Annotated in this window: 14 protein-coding genes; 7 read left to right on the top strand and 7 right to left on the bottom strand. The window is 73.2% G+C overall.

The genetic code is table 11. The features are described 5' to 3' along the window. Window positions 1-176: 176 nt before the first annotated feature. Window positions 177-1,118 (top strand): NAD-dependent epimerase/dehydratase family protein, encoded by a 942-nt coding sequence (locus ACIPYQ_RS29605; protein ID WP_362232500.1) that lies wholly within the window; start codon window positions 177-179, stop codon window positions 1,116-1,118. A 71-nt stretch (window positions 1,119-1,189) separates the two neighbouring features. Continuing rightward, window positions 1,190-4,546: an aminotransferase class I/II-fold pyridoxal phosphate-dependent enzyme gene (locus ACIPYQ_RS29600; RefSeq protein WP_401257089.1), complete on the top strand. Its 3,357-nt coding sequence runs from the start codon at window positions 1,190-1,192 to the stop codon at window positions 4,544-4,546. A gap of 10 nt (window positions 4,547-4,556) precedes the next feature. On the opposite strand, the gene ACIPYQ_RS29595 is transcribed toward ACIPYQ_RS29600, so the two are convergent. From ACIPYQ_RS29595 to ACIPYQ_RS29580, 4 genes are all read right to left on the bottom strand, one after another. Then, window positions 4,557-5,135 carry a toxin gene (locus ACIPYQ_RS29595; RefSeq protein WP_401256832.1) on the bottom strand — a complete coding sequence of 193 codons (579 nt, stop codon included), beginning with the start codon at window positions 5,133-5,135 and terminating at the stop codon, window positions 4,557-4,559. Continuing rightward, window positions 5,132-5,584, bottom strand: a complete 453-nt coding sequence (locus ACIPYQ_RS29590; protein WP_361758655.1) for a helix-turn-helix domain-containing protein — start codon at window positions 5,582-5,584, stop codon at window positions 5,132-5,134. The genes ACIPYQ_RS29595 and ACIPYQ_RS29590 overlap by 4 nt, the downstream gene beginning before the upstream one ends. A gap of 306 nt (window positions 5,585-5,890) precedes the next feature. Continuing rightward, entirely contained in the window at window positions 5,891-7,051 is a 1,161-nt protein-coding gene (locus ACIPYQ_RS29585) for an MAB_1171c family putative transporter (protein WP_401256830.1), read from the bottom strand. Between the two features lie 40 nt (window positions 7,052-7,091). Further along, window positions 7,092-7,817 (bottom strand): TetR/AcrR family transcriptional regulator, encoded by a 726-nt coding sequence (locus tag ACIPYQ_RS29580; protein ID WP_401256829.1) that lies wholly within the window; start codon window positions 7,815-7,817, stop codon window positions 7,092-7,094. 192 nt (window positions 7,818-8,009) lie between these two features. On the opposite strand from ACIPYQ_RS29580, the gene dacB reads away from it, so the two are divergent. After that, on the top strand, window positions 8,010-9,650 hold the full coding sequence (dacB, locus tag ACIPYQ_RS29575; protein ID WP_401256827.1) for a D-alanyl-D-alanine carboxypeptidase/D-alanyl-D-alanine-endopeptidase: 1,641 nt from the start codon (window positions 8,010-8,012) through the stop codon (window positions 9,648-9,650). Window positions 9,651-9,725: 75 nt separating this feature from the next. Here the strand turns inward: dacB and ACIPYQ_RS29570 are convergent, their stop codons facing one another. Further along, window positions 9,726-10,694, bottom strand: coding sequence for a zinc-binding dehydrogenase (locus ACIPYQ_RS29570; RefSeq protein WP_401256825.1), 969 nt, complete (start codon window positions 10,692-10,694; stop codon window positions 9,726-9,728). A gap of 333 nt (window positions 10,695-11,027) precedes the next feature. Here ACIPYQ_RS29570 and ACIPYQ_RS29565 point away from each other — a divergent pair, with 333 nt between their 5' ends. The 4 genes from ACIPYQ_RS29565 (at window position 11,028) to ACIPYQ_RS29550 (ending at window position 14,312) form a co-directional block, all read left to right on the top strand. Further along, window positions 11,028-11,633, top strand: coding sequence for a hypothetical protein (locus tag ACIPYQ_RS29565; RefSeq protein ID WP_401256823.1), 606 nt, complete (start codon window positions 11,028-11,030; stop codon window positions 11,631-11,633). Window positions 11,634-11,739: 106 nt separating this feature from the next. After that, window positions 11,740-12,216, top strand: coding sequence for a hypothetical protein (locus ACIPYQ_RS29560; protein ID WP_401256821.1), 477 nt, complete (start codon window positions 11,740-11,742; stop codon window positions 12,214-12,216). 188 nt (window positions 12,217-12,404) lie between these two features. Then, a complete protein-coding gene (locus tag ACIPYQ_RS29555) occupies window positions 12,405-13,013 on the top strand; it encodes a hypothetical protein (protein WP_401256820.1) in 609 nt (202 codons plus the stop codon). 306 nt (window positions 13,014-13,319) lie between these two features. Further along, on the top strand, window positions 13,320-14,312 hold the full coding sequence (locus ACIPYQ_RS29550) for a serine/threonine-protein kinase (protein ID WP_361758679.1): 993 nt from the start codon (window positions 13,320-13,322) through the stop codon (window positions 14,310-14,312). Between the two features lie 3 nt (window positions 14,313-14,315). On the opposite strand, the gene ACIPYQ_RS29545 is transcribed toward ACIPYQ_RS29550, so the two are convergent. Next, complete coding sequence (locus ACIPYQ_RS29545; RefSeq protein ID WP_401256818.1) at window positions 14,316-16,766, bottom strand: SpoIIE family protein phosphatase; 2,451 nt, start codon at window positions 16,764-16,766, stop codon at window positions 14,316-14,318. 79 nt (window positions 16,767-16,845) lie between these two features. Continuing rightward, entirely contained in the window at window positions 16,846-17,571 is a 726-nt protein-coding gene (locus ACIPYQ_RS29540) for a 4'-phosphopantetheinyl transferase family protein (protein WP_401256817.1), read from the bottom strand. Window position 17,572 lies beyond the last annotated feature (1 nt).

Genomic DNA, 17,572 nt, shown 5'->3' with positions numbered 1-17,572 from the left:
GAGAGCAGCCATGCTGCCGCGACCGCGTGACCGATACCGGCGAACCGGAATATTCATACTGGCGGAACGTCGGGATCCGGCAGTCCGCAGGCGACTATCAGCCCTGTCCGTCCGGATGGCGGGGAGGAAGCCGCAGAGGCCCCTGTGGCGCGGGCGGCTCGCGCTAGTGTGCGCATGTGAGCTCTCATGTCGTCATTGGGTTTGGACCTGCAGGCGCTGCCACCGCTCGGCTTCTGGCCGAACAGGGCCATTCCGTAAGGGTGGTCACCACGTCGGGCAGAAGCCCGGAACCCGGAATCCAGCACTTCGCGTTCGACGCGACCGACAGCGCGCGGCTGACCGAGACCGCGCGGGGCGCCGCCGCGATCCATCTCTGCGCCGCGCCTCCCTACCATCACTGGGCCCGTGCCTGGCCGCCCCTGGCCTCGTCGGCCCTGGCCGCGGCCGAGGCGACCGGGGCCGTCCTGGTGATGCTCGGCAACCTCTACGGCTACGGCCCGGTGGACGGTCCCCTGACCGAGGACCTCCCGCTCGCCGCCACCGGCACCAAGGGGCGGGTGCGCGCCGCCGTGTGGGAGCAGGCGCGGAAGCTGCACGAGCAGGGCCGGGTCAGGGCCGTCGAGGTACGGGCCTCGGACTTCTTCGGACCCGGCGTGACCGACGGCGGCCACCTGGCCGGACGGGTCCTACCGCCGCTGCTGCGGGGCAAGGCGGTCTCCACCCTCGGGGACCCGGACGCCCCGCACAGCTGGACCTATCTCCCCGACGTGGCCAGGGCCCTGGCCGAGGTCGCGGGCGAGGAGCGGGCCTGGGGCCGGCCGTGGCACGTTCCGACGGAGCCCGCGCTGTCGGTCCGGGAGATGGTCGGCCGCCTCGCCGCCCAGGCGGGCACCGGACCGGTCCAGGTGCGCCGGATCCCGCCGGCCGCGCTGGGCGTGGCCTCGCTCTTCTCCCCGCTGATCCGCGAACTGAAGGAGATCCGCTACCAGTTCGACCGCCCGTTCACCGTCGACGCGCGCGCCTACGAGGCGGCCTTCGCGGTCCGGGCGACCCCCGTCGACCAGCAGGTCAAGGAGACCGTGGACTGGTGGCGCGAGCGCGTGGCGGTCACCGGGTGACAGCTGCGAGAAGGGTGGATCCCGCAGTGGACCCCAGGGGCGTGCGGCGCGACGACATCGCTGTGGTGGGGATGGCGTGCAGGTTTCCCGGAGCGCGCGATGTGAACCAGTACTGGCGGCTCCTGACGGCGCCCCGGACCCAGTTCTCCACCGTCCCGGACGCGCGCTGGCGCACTGCCGCCTTCCTCGGCGACAGCCTCCGTGACACCTCGTCGGCCTATACGGACACCATGGCGCTGCTGCCGGACGTGGGCCACTTCGACGCGGCGCACTACGGCATCCCGCCGCGGCGGGCCAGGGCGATGGACCCCCAGCACCGGCTGCTGATCGACCTCGCCCGCGAGGCGATCCAGGACGCGGGGTGGGAGGCCGACGGCTTCGACCGCGAGGAGACCTCGGTCATCACCGCGCTCACCGAGAGCGGCTACCGAGAGCTCAGCACGATGCAGATCCGGATGCGGCAGCTGACCGGCGGCGAGTTCGGGGCGCGGGCGGCCGACCCGCGGTGGCCGGAGACCGTCCGCGCGGTCGACGGACTGCACGGCACGTCCGTGGCCGGGCTGCTGCTCAACATGGGCCCCAACACGATCAGTTCGGTCTTCGACCTGCACGGCGAGAGCTACGCGCTGGACTCGGCCTGCTCGGGCGGACTCATGGCCGTGGCCAATGCCGTGCACGCCCTGCGCGCGGGCCGCTCCCGCATCGCACTCGCGGGCGGCGCCCAGCTGATCCTCGCCCCCGACCTGCTGGTGGGGCTGTGCCGGATCGGCGCCCTCTCCCGCAGCGGCCGGTGCCTGCCCTTCGGAGCGCGGGCCGACGGGTTCGTCCTGGGGGAGGGGGCCGGGGTCCTGGTGCTGCGGCCCCTGGCCGACGCCCTGGCGGCCGCCGACCGGGTGTACGCGGTGATCCGGGGGGTGGGGACGGCCAACGACGGGACCGTGCAGGGCGGTATGTACCCCCGCGCCGCCGGTCAGCTCCGGGCCCTGCGCCGCGCGTACCAGGACGCGGACCTGCCCCCGGACGCGGTCGGCTTCCTGGAGGCGCACGGCACCGGGACGACGGTCGGCGACCCCGTCGAGCTCGACGTCCTGCGCGAACTGCGCGGGGAGCGGGCCGCACCCGCCCACCTCGGGGCGGTGAAGGCGGTGATCGGCCACTCGCTCAACTCCGCGGGGATGGCCGGGCTCATCAAGTCCGTCCTGGCCGTGCAGCGGGGCGTGATACCGCCGCAGCCGGAGTTCGACCTGGCCGACCGCGCCGCACTGGAGGCCGCGCGGCTGACCGTGGCCACGGAGCCGGTCCCCTGGCCGGACGATGGCCGGCCGCGCCGGGCGGGGGTCAGTGCCTTCGGCTTCGGCGGTACGGGCGTGCACGTGGTGGTCGAGGAGTGCGCCGCGCCGGAGCGCCCGGCGCCGGCCGGGGGACCGCACCGCCTGGTCCTCAGCGCTCGCGACCGGGCCGGGCTGGCCCGTTACGCCCGGGAACTGGCGCACACGCTCACCGAGGACCGGCCGCCGCTGGCAGCGGTGGCGGACACCCTGGCCCGCCGGGCGCCCCTCACGGAACGCCTCGACGTCGTGGCGCAGGACGCCGCCGACGCCGTCGCCCGGCTGACCGCGGCGGCCGAGGCCGTCGAGGCGGGCCGTACCGGAGAACCCGGCGCGGGAGGGGAGGCCGGACCGGGCCCCCGCCCGGTGGCCGAGCGCGTGCCGCCGTGCACCCTCCCGCCGAGTCCGCTCGCCCCGCGCCGTCACTGGGTGGTGGACGAGTCGGCACGCGAGCTGCCGGGCCGGGCCGGACCGGTGGACCCGCCCGGGGCGGCGCCCGCGGTCCCGCCCGTGGTCCCGGACGCAGTCGCGCCGGCGGTCCCGCCCGTGGTCCCGGACGCAGTCGCGGCGGCGGTCCCGACCCTGGCCTCGTCGCGGCCCGACGGGGCGTCCGCCGCGGCCGTCGTGCTCCAAGAGGTGTCGCGGACCGGAGTCTTCCCGCTCTCCGACCTGAGCGAGCGGATGGCCCTGGTGACCGATCTCGGCTTCGACTCCCTGATGCTGCAGGAGCTGGAAGTCGGCATCGGCAAGCGCATACCCGGCTTCCGCACCGAAGAGCTGTTCTCGCCCGACCTCACCGTCGGCCGGCTGATCGCGCTGGCCGATCCGGACCGCGCCGGGCCGGCGGCCCCCGCGCAGCCGCCGCCCCGGGAGGAGCTCCCGGAGTGGGGTGCCGGGACGGCGAGCGTCGACGACTTCCCGGAGGTGGGCCGGTTCGAGGAACGCCTGAGCGCGATCGCGGACAGCGGGGCGCAGTACCCGTACTTCCGGGTCCACGAGGGCAACATCCGCGACACCACGGTGATCGGGGGGCGTGCGTACCTGTCCTTCGGCAGCTACAACTACCTGGGGATCTCCGGACATCCGGCGGTCAACGAGGCCGCGCACCGGGCGGTCGACCGGTACGGGACCTCGGTCTCCGCGAGCCGTGTGCTGTCGGGCGAACGGGAGCCGATGGTCCGGCTGGAACGGGCGCTGGCCGAGTTCCTCGGCGTCGGGGACTGCCTGACGCTGGTGAGCGGCCACGCCACCAACGTCACCGCGATAGGGCACCTCGTCGGCGCGCAGGACCTCGTGGTGCACGATGCGCTCGCCCACGACAGCATCCTGCAGGGCTGCGCCCTGTCCGGGGCGGCGCGGCGCCCGTTCGCCCACAACGACGTCGGGCAGCTGGAACACATGCTGCGGCTCAACCGGTCCCGGTTCCGGCGGGTGCTGATCGCCGTCGAGGGCGCCTACAGCATGGACGGCGACCTCGTCGACCTGCCCGCCGTGATCGAGCTGAAGAAGCGTTACGGCGCGCTGCTGATGGTGGACGAGGCGCACAGCATCGGCACGGTCGGCGAACACGGGCGGGGCGTGGGGGAGTTCTTCGGCGTCGACCGGGCCGACGTGGACCTGTGGATGGGCACCCTCTCCAAGGCCTTTGCCAGCTGCGGCGGTTACCTCGGGGGCTCGGCGCGGATGGTGCGCTGGCTGCGCCACACGCTGCCGGGCTTCGTCTACAGCGTCGGCCTGACCCCGGCGAACGCGGCCGCGGCCCTGGCCGCGACGGAGCTGATCGCCGCGGAGCCGTACCGGGTCCGCGCGCTGCGGCGCAACGCCCGGCTCTTCCTCGGCCTGGCCGCCTCGGCCGGTCTGGCCACCGGCTCCAGCGCCGACACCCCGATCGTGCCGTGCGTCCTCGGCGACTCGGCGCGGACCCTGCGCGTCGCGGGCGGGCTGTTCGACCGCGGGATCATCGCGGATCCGATCGTGCACCCCGCCGTGGAGGACGGCCTGTCGAGGCTGCGGTTCTTCCTCACCAGCGAACACCGCGAGGACGACATCAGACGTGCCGTCTCGGTCCTGGCCGAGGAGGTGGCCGCCACGGGGCACTGAGCGACTCCCCTCAGATCAGGGTGCGTTCGATCCGGCTGAGCATGGCGCTCTTTCCGGGATCACCGCCCTCTTCCGCGTCCGCCGCCGGCGGCGCGCCGTGCCGATGCTCGGCGCCGCCCATCCGCTGGGAGAGCAGGTAGGCGATGATCTCCGCCTCCTGCTCCTGGACGTCGTCGTAGGTGGCGCGCAGGAGCATGTCCCGTACGAGTTGGGGGTCGAGGTTGGGGAAGAGGAGTCGGGCGGCCGCCTCGTCCAGCCCGCCTGCCCCTCGATGGCAGCAGATGATGTGGCCCAGCTCGTGCAAGATGATGTGCTCCTGATGCGCGCTGGTCGTGTTGGCGTCGTAGAAGATGAGGTCCTCGTCGCGTGCGGCGACCCACATGCCGCACGGGTGCGTGGAGGGCATCTGCATCGGGACGAGCGTGATCGGACGGTCGCGCGCCTCACCGAGGTGGCGGCACAGCTCGGCCACGTCGGTCACCTCGGGGAGGCCGAGTTCGGCGAGGCGCCGGGCGCCGGCCTTCCGGAGCTTCTTGAGCTGGCTGCGGCGGTCCTGGTCGGCCGACCGCTCCCTCCGGGCGCCCCTCATTCGGGTGGGGAGGAGTCGGTGACGGGCGGCAGGCCCTGCATCTGCCGGTACTGGTCCATGATGGCCGTGATGGCCTGGAGGTTCTCCTTCTTCATCCCGGCCGCGCGCATCGCCACCGCGCGGACCCCGGACTGGCGGAGCGCCTCGATGGCGGCGATCTGGCTCAGCACCGACTCGGCGACCTTGTCGTCGAAGAAGTAGGCGACCGAGACGCCGAAGAACCGGGCCAGGGCGGCGAGGAGGTCGGGCGAGGGGTTGGAGCGCTTCCCCGTCCGCAACTGGGAGAGGTACACGCCGCCGACCTTGAGTTCGGGGCTGGCGCGCTTGAGTTCCTCCGCCACCTCGGCATTGGTCCAGTGTCTGCCCTTGGGGCGAACCGTCTTGAACAGGTCGTCGAGGCGCACTGCGAGCAGGGGCCGGTCATCGGACCCGCTTTCCGTCCCGGTCATGGTGAATCTTCCTCCCGTCACCTCCTCGGCATAGCCCTTGGCTATCTGTCAGTCTCACAGATTAGCAGTCAGTTGACAATTGGCCTGGAATCCGCCACCGTTGGGGTCTCGCCGATAGCTGTCAGCTAAGTCGACTCACGGGGGCTTCACGGAGTCGGCTGCCGGCGACATCGGACTGGCCCGGCCCTCGGGGGATGGGCCGGGCCAGTCCGGGCGGGAGCCACCCGTCCGGCCCGACGTGACATCGGGGGAGACGGGGTTGCTGCCCGCCCGGTTTGACGGGGGATGCAAACCGGGCGGGAGCTCTCAACTCGCGGTTCCGAGCTTACTGTAGGCGGCTGCGACTTGGGTGAGCCATGCCACTTCCGCACTGAAGTTGTCCGTGTCGCGGTCGTCGAAGTCGCCCGCGTCCTTGCTGTCGTGGGGGACGGTCCCGGTGCGCTTGGCGAGCAGGGCCTGCTTGATCTGCGCCGCCTCCGTGAAGGCCTGCCGCAGCTCCTCGTCCGCCTCCCCGCCCGGCCCGCCGGCCCCGCCCCGGCCGCCGGCCGTCCGGTCGATGTACGGGCGCAAGTCCCGCCATCCGTCCCGTATTTCGACGACCCGCCGGTGGAGGCGGTAGTCGAGGTCCGACACCGAGGCGCCGGGCGGCTCCAGGGCGATGTCCGGGGAGGCCTCGTACAGGTCCCGCCAGAGCGGGTACAGCGCCCGGTAGGTCCGGTAGGTCCGGGACCACTCCAGGAGCCGGGTGGCCGAGGGGCCCCAGGAGGAGTTCGTGAGGCTGAGCGACAGCAGCACGATGCCCGCCGCGCTGAAGACCGAAGCGGCCACCTTCCAGGCGCCGATGTCGACACCGGCCGCCGCCGTGAGGATGTTGACCGTCCGCGCCGTGCAGTAGAGGAAGAGGACCACCGAGGCCACCGAGAGCAGCCGCAGGGCCTGCCGCAGCGTGGCGTTGTCGGTCATCCGGGCGTAGGGGCCGCACTGCCGGTAGATGGTGACGCACGGGACCGCCTGGGAGACGATGAAGACCAGGAGGTACGTGAGCATCAGCGGCTCGCTGGTGCCGTCGAAGTCCGAGGTGGGCCTGCCGGGGCCGTCGGCGAGGAAGAACAGGGCCGTCAGCAGCACGTCGAGGGCGATGCCGGAGACCATCCAGTAGCGCGTCCTGCGCACCGTGGCCTCGTCCGCGGCCGCCCAGCGGAGCAGGATGATCTGGGCGCTGACGCAGAAGGCGACCGCCGCCAGGTGCATGATGAGGATGGCGAGGTTGCCGACGCCCAGGAGGCTCTTGCCGCCCATGGCGAAGGCGCCCATGGTGAAGGTGAGGCACTGGAGCAGCAGAGTGGCGATCAGCGTGCGGTAGGCGCTGTCCCTCCAACTGCGACGTGCCTGGCACAGCCGGTAGACGAGCGCCGCGTACGACGACAGCGCTGCTATGACGAAGCAGAGGGTTCTGGTGGTGTTCACGTCCCGGTTTTCTGCGCGTGCCGCGCATGCGGCGGACGGTTCAGTCGGTGGGCTCGCCCGAGGGGACCACGAGCCCGATGCTCTCGGCCGCCACGGCGATGGAGTAGTCGAAGAACGCGGACTCGTCCCGGACGCTGTCGTGGGTGCGGCTGAAGACCTGGAACACCAGGAGCCCGATCAGATTGCTCCACAGGACGATGCCGCGCTCGATGATGTCCGAGAACGGAGCCTCGGGGACGCCGCCGAAGGCCTCCACGGCGGCCGGCAGGAGGAGCGGCGGGCCGGGCACCGCCCGCCGGGGCGGGGTGAGTTCACCGCCCACCAGCGCCGACCGCACGATGCCGGCGAGTACTCCGGGGGTGCGCGAGGCGGGCGGGACCGTGTCCTGCGGGGCGTGGTAACCAGGCACGGGGGAGCCGTAGATCAGCGTGAACTCACCGGGGTTGGCGAAGGACCACTGCCGCAGGGCGCGCGTCACCGCGAGGAGCCGTGCACCCGCCGGGGCACCGGCCTTGACGGCGGCCTCGTCGGCCTGCTCCATCGCCGCGCCCGACGCGTCGTAGGCGTCGATGACCAGGGCGGTCAACAGGTCGTCCCGGTGCGGGAAAACGGCCTCGACATCGGTGAGGGCGAGACCGCACGCGCGTGCCACGCCGTCCAGGGACAGCCCTGCGGCACCCCGCTCCACCAACTGCCGGCGCGCGGTGTCCTTGACCACCGTCTTCGGCGTCACGCCGTCGCCGGCCGAACTTGCTGCGGAATTCATGGCCGCACCGTACCCGCCACCGGCAACACCCGTCAGTGCCGTCTCCGGGGCACCCCGGCCCAGCGACCGGATCCGGCCACGCGGCGGGCCTCCGAGGGCTTCGACAGGGTGTGACATGCAGGTCGAAACCGGCCGTGCCACGCTGTTCACACGGCCTCGGGGACCAGGCAGCCGCGACGAACGGAGCGCGCTGTGAGCAGTCCGATCCACTCCGTCCGCCCCGCATCGCTACGGCGGGGCCTGGCCGCCGCCTGCGCCGCGCTGCTCTTCGTGACCCTGGCCCCCGCCACGGCGGCCGCCGCCGAACCCTCTCCGTCGCCGTCGGGTGACGCGGAGCAGCTTCCGCTCGACCCGCGCATCACGGAGATCATGGGGAAGCCGCAGTACAGCCATGCCCAGTGGGGCCTGCTGCAGACCGAACCGGACGACGGGCGCGTGGTGCACAGCATGTTCCCCGGGCAGTTCTTCATCCCCGGGTCCACCGCCAAACTGATCAGCGTCTCGGGCCCCTGGCAGACCCTCGGCGCGGACCACCGCTTCGTGACCCCCCTCTACGCGGTCGGCGAGCGCACCGGCGCCACGCTCACCGGCGACCTCGACCTCGTCGCCCAGGGCGACCTCACCATGGGCGGCAGGACGCGGCCCGACGGCACCGTCGCCTACACCGACCTCGACCACACATACGCCAACGACTTCCCCGGTGCGACCCTCACCCCCGAGAACCCCCTCGCCGGCATCGACCAGCTCGCCCGGCAGGTCCGGGAATCCGGCATCACCCGCCTCGACGGCGACGTGATCGTCGACAGCCGGCTCTTCCTCCCCGACCCCGTCCTCGACCCCACCCCGACCCCGCTGATCATCAACGACAACCTGATCGACCTGATGACCACCCCCGGGGACGGGGCCGGCGCGGACGCCCGGCTGGACTGGCGGCCGAAGGTCGCCCCGTACCAGGTCAGCTCCACCGTGAAGACCGTGGCCGCCGGGAAGCCGACCGCCGTCACGGTGACGGCCACCGACGGCGGCACCCGGATCCGGCTCTCCGGCACCATCGCGGCGGACTCCGAGCCGCTGCTGCGCACCTCACCGATCACCGATCCGGCCGCCTTCGGCCGCAGCGCACTGATCGAGGCGCTCGAACGGGCCGGCGTGCGGGTCACCGCCGACCCGGCCGGACCCAACCCCGTCGCCCGGCTGCCGCGCGACTACGCGGGGCGGCCGCGGGTGGCCGCGTACACCTCCCCGCCCTACGCCCAGTACGCCAAGCTGATCCTCAAGGTCAGCCACAACCTCGGCGCCAACCTCGGCATCTGCCTGATGGCCGTCACGACCGGCAGCCACCAGTGCGAGGACGGCTTCCCGGTGCTCGCCGACTTCCTGGACCGGGCGGGCGTCGACCGCAAGCAGGCCCAGCTCATGGACGGCCGCGGAGGCAACCCCGCCGACCGCGTGACCCCGCAGGCGCTGGTGCAGATGCTGGCCTACTGGCAGCGGACCCCCGACGCGCGGCTCTTCCGGGAGGCCCTGCCGATCCTGGGCGTCGACGGGCTGCTGGCCGACAACTGCCGCAGCTGCCCCGCGCGCGGGAAGGTGTTCGCCAAGACCGGCGCGGCCGTCGGAGGCGACGCGCTCAACGACCGGCTGGCCGTCGGCGCCATCACGATCGCCGGCTACCTGGACAAGGGCGGCGGCCGCTACGACACCTTCTACGCGGGCGTCAACGGCGCCTCCACCCCGACCGCCGACCCGGCCGGGGTCCTGACCATCGCCAACGACCTCGCCATGATCGCCGCCTACCTCCAGGAGTCACCCGCGCCCCCGCCCTCACCGTGATGGCGCGTCGGCCTCCCGCGGTACTCGGCGCACAGGTCGCCCCTCGCCACCCGGCCGCATGCGGCGGAACCGACCTCACACGGTGATCACGATCTTCCCCACGAGCTCCCGGGACTCGATCGCCGCGTGCGCCGCCGCCGCGCGCTCCAGGGGGAAGGTCGCGCCGATCACCGGGCGCAGGGTGCCCTCGGCCGCCGCCCGCAGGGCCCGCGCCGCGAGCGCGGCCCGCTCCGGGGTCGTCAGCTGGACGTCCGCGATGCCCAGCAGGCGGACGCCGCGGGACTCCGCGTCCGCCGGGGCCACCGGGGCGAAGCCGCCCGTCGGAGCGCCGTGGGCCGAGAACCGGCCGCCCGCCCGGACCAGCGGGAACGCGGCCAGCCCGACCTCGCCGCCCACCCCGTCCAGCACGACGTCCGCGCCCGCGCCGCCGAGCGCCTCGCGGGCCCGGTCCACCCAGTCGGGGCGGGCCGCGTCGACGACGGCGTCCGCGCCCAACTCCCGTACCAGAGCGGTCTTCTGCTCCCCGCGGGCCACTCCGACGACCCGGGCGCCCGCTGCCTTCGCCAGCTGGACCAGCACGGTGCCCATGCCGCCCGAAGCCCCCAGGATCAGCACCTGCTCGCCGGACCGCAGCGCCGTGCTCTCCAGCAGCCTGGCGGCCGTCACCCCGTCGTGCACCAGGGCCGCCGCGTCGGTGAGGGACACCCCGTCCGGTACGACGGCCAGGCCCTCGGCCGGGGCCAGGGCCAGCTCGGCGTACCCGCCGCCGTCGATGCCCGCGACGACCCGGCGGCCCTTCCACGCCGGGTCCACGCCCTCGCCGGTGGCGCGGACGGTACCGGCTATGCCGCCGCCCGGCAGGTAGGGCGGGGTGACCTGGAAGTACTCGCGGCCCCATCCGCGGCGCACCTGGGTCTCCACGAAGATCGTGTCCACGGCCGCGACGGCGATCAGTACCTGCCCCGGGCCGGCCACCGGCTCGGGAACCTCGGTGGGGACCAGTACCTCCGGACCGCCGAACCCGATCGCCTGTGTCGCACGCATGGCACTCACCCCTCCACCAGGGCCCCGGTCTCTCCGGTGCCCGTGCCGTGAGCCTCCGACATCAAGCGCGGTTGAGGTCAAGCGGTGGCCGTCCGGCCCGTCGGGGCGGGGCCGCGCGGACTTTTACCCGGCATTTAGGCGGGCGTCAAGTCCCGAGATTCCGGAACATGACCCAGGTGTGGCGTCCGGGGCTTACTTGAGGAGCGGAAAGGAAACGAAGCGAAAGGCACAGACGGAACACCTCGCAAAGAGATTCCTCCTCTCGCCAGTATCACCGCACCGTCCCGGAAATCCGGGCAATCAATATCCCTCTTCAATCGGTAGGAGAAAGTCATGAACCGCAAGATGCACACCAACAGCACGGTCCGCCCCAGCCGCAAGGGCTTCCGCCTGGCGACGCTGATCGCCTCGGCCGGTCTGGTGACCGGAGGGATCCTCCTGCCGGCCTCCGCCGCGACGGCGGCTCCGATGCCGGACACCGTGCACTCCATCCTCCTCCCGACCGACGGAGGCGCCGGAGGAAAGGGCGGCAAGGGCGGGAGCGGCGGCCTCGTCGGAGGCGGTGGCGGCTCCGGCGGTGCCGGTGGCGGCAGCGTCAACGGTACCGGTGGCAAGGGTGGCGGCGGCGGCGCCGGTGGGGACGGGCTCCTCGTCGGCGGTGGCGGCGGCGGCGGTGGCGGTGGCGGCGAGGGCCGCATCGGTGGCGCCGGCGGCGACGGCGGCAAGGGCGGCTTCGGCATCCTCGAAGGCGGCGGCGGTGGCGCCGGCGGTGGCGGCGGTGACGGCTGGCTCGTCGGCGGCAAGGGCGGCAACGGAGGCAAGGGCGGCTTCAGCTTCCTCCAGGGTGGTGCGGGCGGTGACGCCGGAGACGGCGGCTTCGGCGGCCTGATCGGTGGCCTCGGCGGCGACGCCGGTGCCGGCGGTGGCTCCATCTTCTAAGAGGCACACCCGATCCGACGGGGTGGAGGCCTTCCGGGCCTCCACCCCCACCACCCCCCCCAACTCCCATCCCCAACCACTTGTTCGACCCGAAACGGAGAACCCCATGTTCACGTGCACCTGGCAGCGTCCGCTCATCCTGGCGGCGGCCTCCCTGGCCCTCGTCACCGGCACGGCCTGCGCCGCGCAAGCGTCGGAGTTCAAGGCCCCGGCGGGCACCAGCTCCTCGGTCGTGGCCGAGCAGCCCACGCACTGTTCCCTGGGTGGCCGCGGCGGCGAGGGTGGCAAGGGCGGGGCGGGCGGCAGTGGCGGCCGGCCCGGCGAGCCGGGCGAGCCCGGCAAGCCCGGCGGAGTCGGTTGCTTCCGGTTCGACGACCTGCCCGACAAGTCGAAGTCCGACCTGTCGATGGTCGACAAGGTCCACATCGTGATGATCCTGCTGGTCGACGACTCGGACGACATGAAGGAAAAGATCGCCAAGAAGTACGACATGTCGGAGGAGCAGCTCGACGACCTGAAGGAGGCCTACATCGAGGGCAACTGGTTCGCCCTGATGTCAGACGGCTTCTCCTCCTCCACCTGAGGCACTTGAGGAACGAGGGAGGGCAGGCGGGGACGGAAATCGGCTCAAGGACGAATCCCCCTCGGGGCGCTCCGGCCCGATGCGGCCGGGGCGCCCCGAGCGTTTGCGCCGGAGGGATCGTCCACGGCGCGGAATTCGACAAACCGAACCGCGTAGCGGAAATCAATTTCTAGGCAAGGGAGAATCTCATGCGCGTGCGATCTTGGAAGTTCCGTCTCGGTCTTCTCGTCTCTTCGACCCTCATCGGTGCCGGTGCGATGGCACCGGTCGCCACGGCGGCGCCGGCACTGCCGAGCCAGACGGTCGAGGTGGCTGCCGGACAGCACAAGGTCCCCACCCCCGGCGGTGGTGACACCCAGACCGGCGGGAACCGCTTCGGCCGCAACGGGGCGATCGGCAAGTTCGGTGACCAGCTCACCGGCAAGGTCACGATCGACAAGGGCAGCGTCCGCGTCGGTGACAAGGTCTGCGCGGGCGAGTGCAACGGCTCCGTCAACGGCACCGAGGGCGGCAGCGGCGGCATCTGCGCCGGGGTCTGCAACGGCAGCGCCAACGGCGGCACCGGCACGACGGGCCGGCCGGGCGGCGGCACCGGCGGGACCGGCGGCAACGGCGGGGTCTGCGCCGGGGTGTGCCACGGCAGCGTCAACGGCGGCGACGGAGGCACCGGCGGGACGGCGTCCCCCGGCGGCGACGGCGGTGAAGGCGGCCTCGGCGGCGACGGCGGCATCTGCGTCGGCCTCGGCTGCGGGACCAGCGGATTCGGCGGCCGCGGCGGCACCGGCGGCATGGGCTGACCCCCTCCCCACCCCCACCCCACCCCCACACCACGGGTCCCCGGCACACCACGTGCCGGGGACCCGTTCCGTCTCGAAGGGGCACTCGTATGGATCACTGGATAGACTTCAGACATGGAAGAGCGGCCCGGCGCGTGACCTTCGCGCCCGAGCCGACACCGTCGCGTCGAGCGCGACCCGTTCAGCCATGTCGTCCCTCGGGCGACGCTCCATCGAGGACGGGGTCGGCATGATCGGCACCTTCGCCCACGGGCACCGCGTCGGCGCCGCGCCGTCATCCGGCCGGCCGGGTGAGGCGGGCGTCTGATGGCCTCGGCACCCGACCTGAGCGTGTACACGGGCCGGCCCTCCGGCCTCATCGGCAAGCAGATCGCGGGCTACCGGGTGGAGCGCCTGATCGGCCGCGGCGGCATGGCCGTCGTCTACTCGGCGAAGGACCTGCGCCTGGACCGTACGGTCGCGCTCAAGCTGATCGCCCCCGAGCGCGCCCGCGACGACACCTTCCGGCGCCGGTTCACGCACGAATCGCGGGTGGCCGCGAAGATCGACCACCCGCACATCGTGCCGATCTTCGAAGCCGGTGAGACCGACGGCGTCCTCTACATCGCCATGCGGTACGTCTCCGGGCTCGACCTGCGTGCCCTGCTGGACCGGGACGGCCCGCTGCCCGTCGCGACGGCCCTGCGCATCGCCTCCCAGGTGGCGTCCGCCCTCGACGCGGCCCACGAGCACGATCTGGTGCACCGGGACGTCAAGCCCGGCAACATCCTGGTCGCCGCGGGCACCGACAGCGACCACCCCGAGCACATCTACCTCACGGACTTCGGACTGACGAAGAAGTCGCTGTCGCTCAGCGGGTTCACCACGGCGGGGGAGTTCGTGGGCACGCTCGACTACATGGCGCCGGAACAGATCACCGGCCGGCCGGTCGACGGCAGGTGCGACCTCTACAGCCTCGCCTGCGTCGTCTACGAAACCCTCGCCGGCGGACCCCCCTTCGTGCGCGAAGAGGACGTGGCGCTGCTGTGGGCGCACCAGTACGACCAGCCGGCTCCCCTGTCGGAGAGGCGGCCGGGGATCGCGCCCGCCGCCGACGAGGTGCTGGCCAAGGCCCTGGCGAAGGTGCCGGAGGACCGCTACGACTCCTGCCTGGAGTTCGTCGGAGCCCTGCGCGCCGCCACCGGAAACGCCACCCGGCGCGAGGACGGTCCGACGCCCGGGGCGGAACCCCAGGAGCCGCCGCCGGAGCCCCCGATCTGGGCCAGGCCCGTCTTCCACGCCCTGACCGGCGGACCGTAGACCTCAGAACCCGGCGAGCGACTGCTCGGCCCAGATGGTCTTGCCGAGGGTGGAGTGCCGGGTGCCCCAGCGCTCGGCGAGCTGGGCGACCAGCAGCAGGCCCCGCCCTCCCTCGTCGAAGGTCCGGGCACGCCGCATGTGCGGGGCGGTGCTGCTCGCGTCGGAGACCTCGCAGAGCAGGGTGCTGTCGTCGTGGATCAGCCGCAGCTCGATGGGCGGCGCTCCGTAGCGGATCGCATTGGTCACCAGTTCGCTGACCACGAGCTCGGTCACGAAGGCGGCCTCGTCGAGCCCCCAGGCCGTCAGCTGCTCGGTGGTGTACCGGCGGGCCTGCGCGACGACGGACGGGTCGGAGGGCAGCTCCCAGACGACGACCTTGTCCGCGTGAAGGGCCCGGGTCCGGGCGACGAGCAGGGCGACGTCGTCGTCGGGACGGTGGGTCAGCAGGGCCGCCAGGACGCGGTCGCAGACGGTGTCCAGGCTGGAGGCGGGACGCACGAGGGCCGCGAACATGCTGTCCAGGGACTCGTCGATGTCGCGCTCGCGGGGTTGCAGCAGGCCATCGGTGTACAGGGCGAGGAGGCTGCCCTCGGGAATCTCGGTCTCCAGGGTCTCGAAGGGCAGGCCGCCCAGGCCCAGCGGCGGCCCGGCCGGGACGTCGAGGAGGTAGACGGAGCCCTCCGGGCTGACCACGGCGGGCGGGGGGTGGCCGGCCCGGGCGACGGTGCAGCGGCGGGTGACCGGGTCGTAGACCACGTACAGGCAGGTGGTGCCGATGCCGCCCGCGGCCTCCCCGGCGGCCCCCTGGTCACCCTCGTCGGCGGACAGGTGGATGATCAGGTCGTCGAGGTGGGTGAGCAGCTCGTCGGGCGGCAGGTCCACGTCGGCCAGCGTGCGGACCGCGGTGCGCAGCCGGCCCATGGTGGCGGAGGCACGGATGCCGTGGCCGACGACGTCGCCCACCACGAGGGCCACCCGTGCGCCGGACAGCGGGATCACGTCGAACCAGTCGCCGCCCACCCCGGCGTCCGTACCGGCGGGCAGGTAGCGGGAGGCGATCTCGAGCGCCGGGTGATCGGGCAGCGAGTGCGGGAGCAGGCTGCGCTGCAACGTCATGGTGGTGGTGTGCTCGCGGGTGTTGCGGCGCGCGTTGTGGATGCTGACGGCCGCCTTGGACGTGAGCTCCTCGGCCAGCCACAGGTCCTCCGGGTGGAAGGGCTCCTGACGCTGGTGACGGCTGAACACGGCCAGGCCGAGCGTGGTGCCTCCGGCGCGCAGCGGCACCATCATCAGCGAGTGGGTCCCGGAGTGACGGATCCAGGCGGCCCCGGGGTCCTGGGCCATCCATCGGGCGACGGCCGGGTCCGAGGCCGCGTACACGGAGCCGCGGCCCGCGGCCAGACACTCGACGGGAGGTGACAGCGCCGGATAGACGGCCGTCCCGCCGACCGGGACCTGGGACTCCAGGCCGCCTTCGAGGAGGGAGCGGACCGCGGTGTGGGACACGGTGACGGGCCCCGCCGCCGGCCGGGAGGAGTGCTCGTCGGCGCGCGGGGGAGGCTCCAGCAGGTCGACGACCGCGAAGTCGGCGATCCGGGGCACGGCGGCGTCGGCGAGCTCCTCCGCGGTGCGGGCGCTGTCCATGCTGGTGCCGATGCCGGCGGTGTCGACGTCCGAGAGGAGCAGCTGCGGACGCTCACCGTCGGTTCCGGTCTTCTCGTGCGCGGCCAGGCACACGGCGCGCACCCGGCCGTCCGCGTCCCGCAAGGGGGCCAGCGAGGCCGCCAGGCCGTGATCCGCCCGCGCATCCGCGGGGCGGACGAAGGCGTCGACGTGCTGGAGCTCCCCCGTCTCCACCACCAGGCGCATCCTGCGCTCGGTCTCGTCGCTCACGGGATCCGGCGCGATCTCCGGCAGCCGCAGCCCGCGCATCTCGGTCTCCGTGAGGGACAGCGCGCGCTCCATGCCGGCGTTCGCCCGCACCAGCCGCAGGTCCCCGTCGAAGACCGCCAGGAAACAGGGGGACTGGGCGAACGTCCATTCCTTCAGTGCGTCGCCCCAGGGCGTACGGGGCTCGCCCGGTACGGCGGACACCACGAACCACTTGGTGTTCCCGCCCGTGGACGTCCAGCGGTGCGCGAGCAGGCGCAGTTCCACCCGCCGGCCGTCCCGGTGCCGCAGCGCCACGGTGCCGCTCCACCGGTCCTGCCCGGACGGGATCCGTCCCGCGCTCTCGTCGACGTCCTCGTCGTCCCGGGCGCCGTCGGCGAGCAGGCGGGCGGCGGGCTGTCCCACGATCTCGGCGGGCGTGTAGCCGAGCAGCCGGCGGGCGTCCTCGCTCCACTCGGTCACGATGCCCTGCTCGCTGAGGGTGGCCGTGGCCGTGTAGGTCGATCCGCCGGAGGCGTTCGTCTCCTCCGGCCGCTCACCAGGAGAGGTGGGAAGTTGCTCCATCGCCGCTCATCTCGCCCTCGCTAGTTCCCTCGCCGCGGTGCACGGCAACCTGCACGGCCAGGGGCTCCACTGACAAGCATCATCCGGCGGGGCAAGGAGCACCAACGCAGTGCTGCCAAGGGGGTGCGCCCGGCCCGGCGGACCCGGGGGAGCGCCCGAGGACGAGGGCGAGGACCGCGTCCCCCGCCCGCCACACCGTCGCGCGGCGCCCTCCGGCGAGGACGGGCGGCCGGAGGCCGAGGATCTCGACGAGGCGCGGGGCGGCGCCGAAGACGCTGCTCCGGTCGGCCTTGACCGCGGCTTCCTTGAGCGCCCAGGCGCCGGCCAGGGCGTCGGGCCGGTCCGTGCCGATGAGGGAGCGTTCCCCGGGGGAGAAGACGCGGTCCGCGACCCGGCGTACCGCGGCGGCCGAGCCGGTCTCGCACAGGTCCACTCCGACCGCCTCCGGTGCGAGGGCCGCGGCGACGTGGTGGGCGGTGTGGCTGATGGAGACCTGCACGTTCGCGACGGGACCGCCGCCGACGAGGACGTACGGGCTGCCGTCGTCCCGGGGGAGGACCTCCACCTCCTGCGCCGGCACGGCGAGGGCCTCGCCGGCCAGGCGCTTGGCGAGCAGCCGGCCGGCCGTCCACTCGGCGCGCCGCCGGGCCGGCAGTGCCCGGACCACCTGCTGCTCGGCCGGTGACAGGAACGGGGCCTTCCGGAGGTCGGCGAACCGGGCCACGAGGAGGCGGGCTCCGCCCCATCGGTGGACGCGGCCCGGCGCGATCGGCGGGAAGAGAGGGTCCACGACGGTGGTGTGCATG

Source organism: Streptomyces sp. NPDC090045, assembly GCF_044747975.1.
GTDB lineage: Bacteria > Actinomycetota > Actinomycetes > Streptomycetales > Streptomycetaceae > Streptomyces.
Note: the sequence above shows the minus strand (reverse complement) of the source record. Positions and strands in the feature narration are given on the sequence as shown.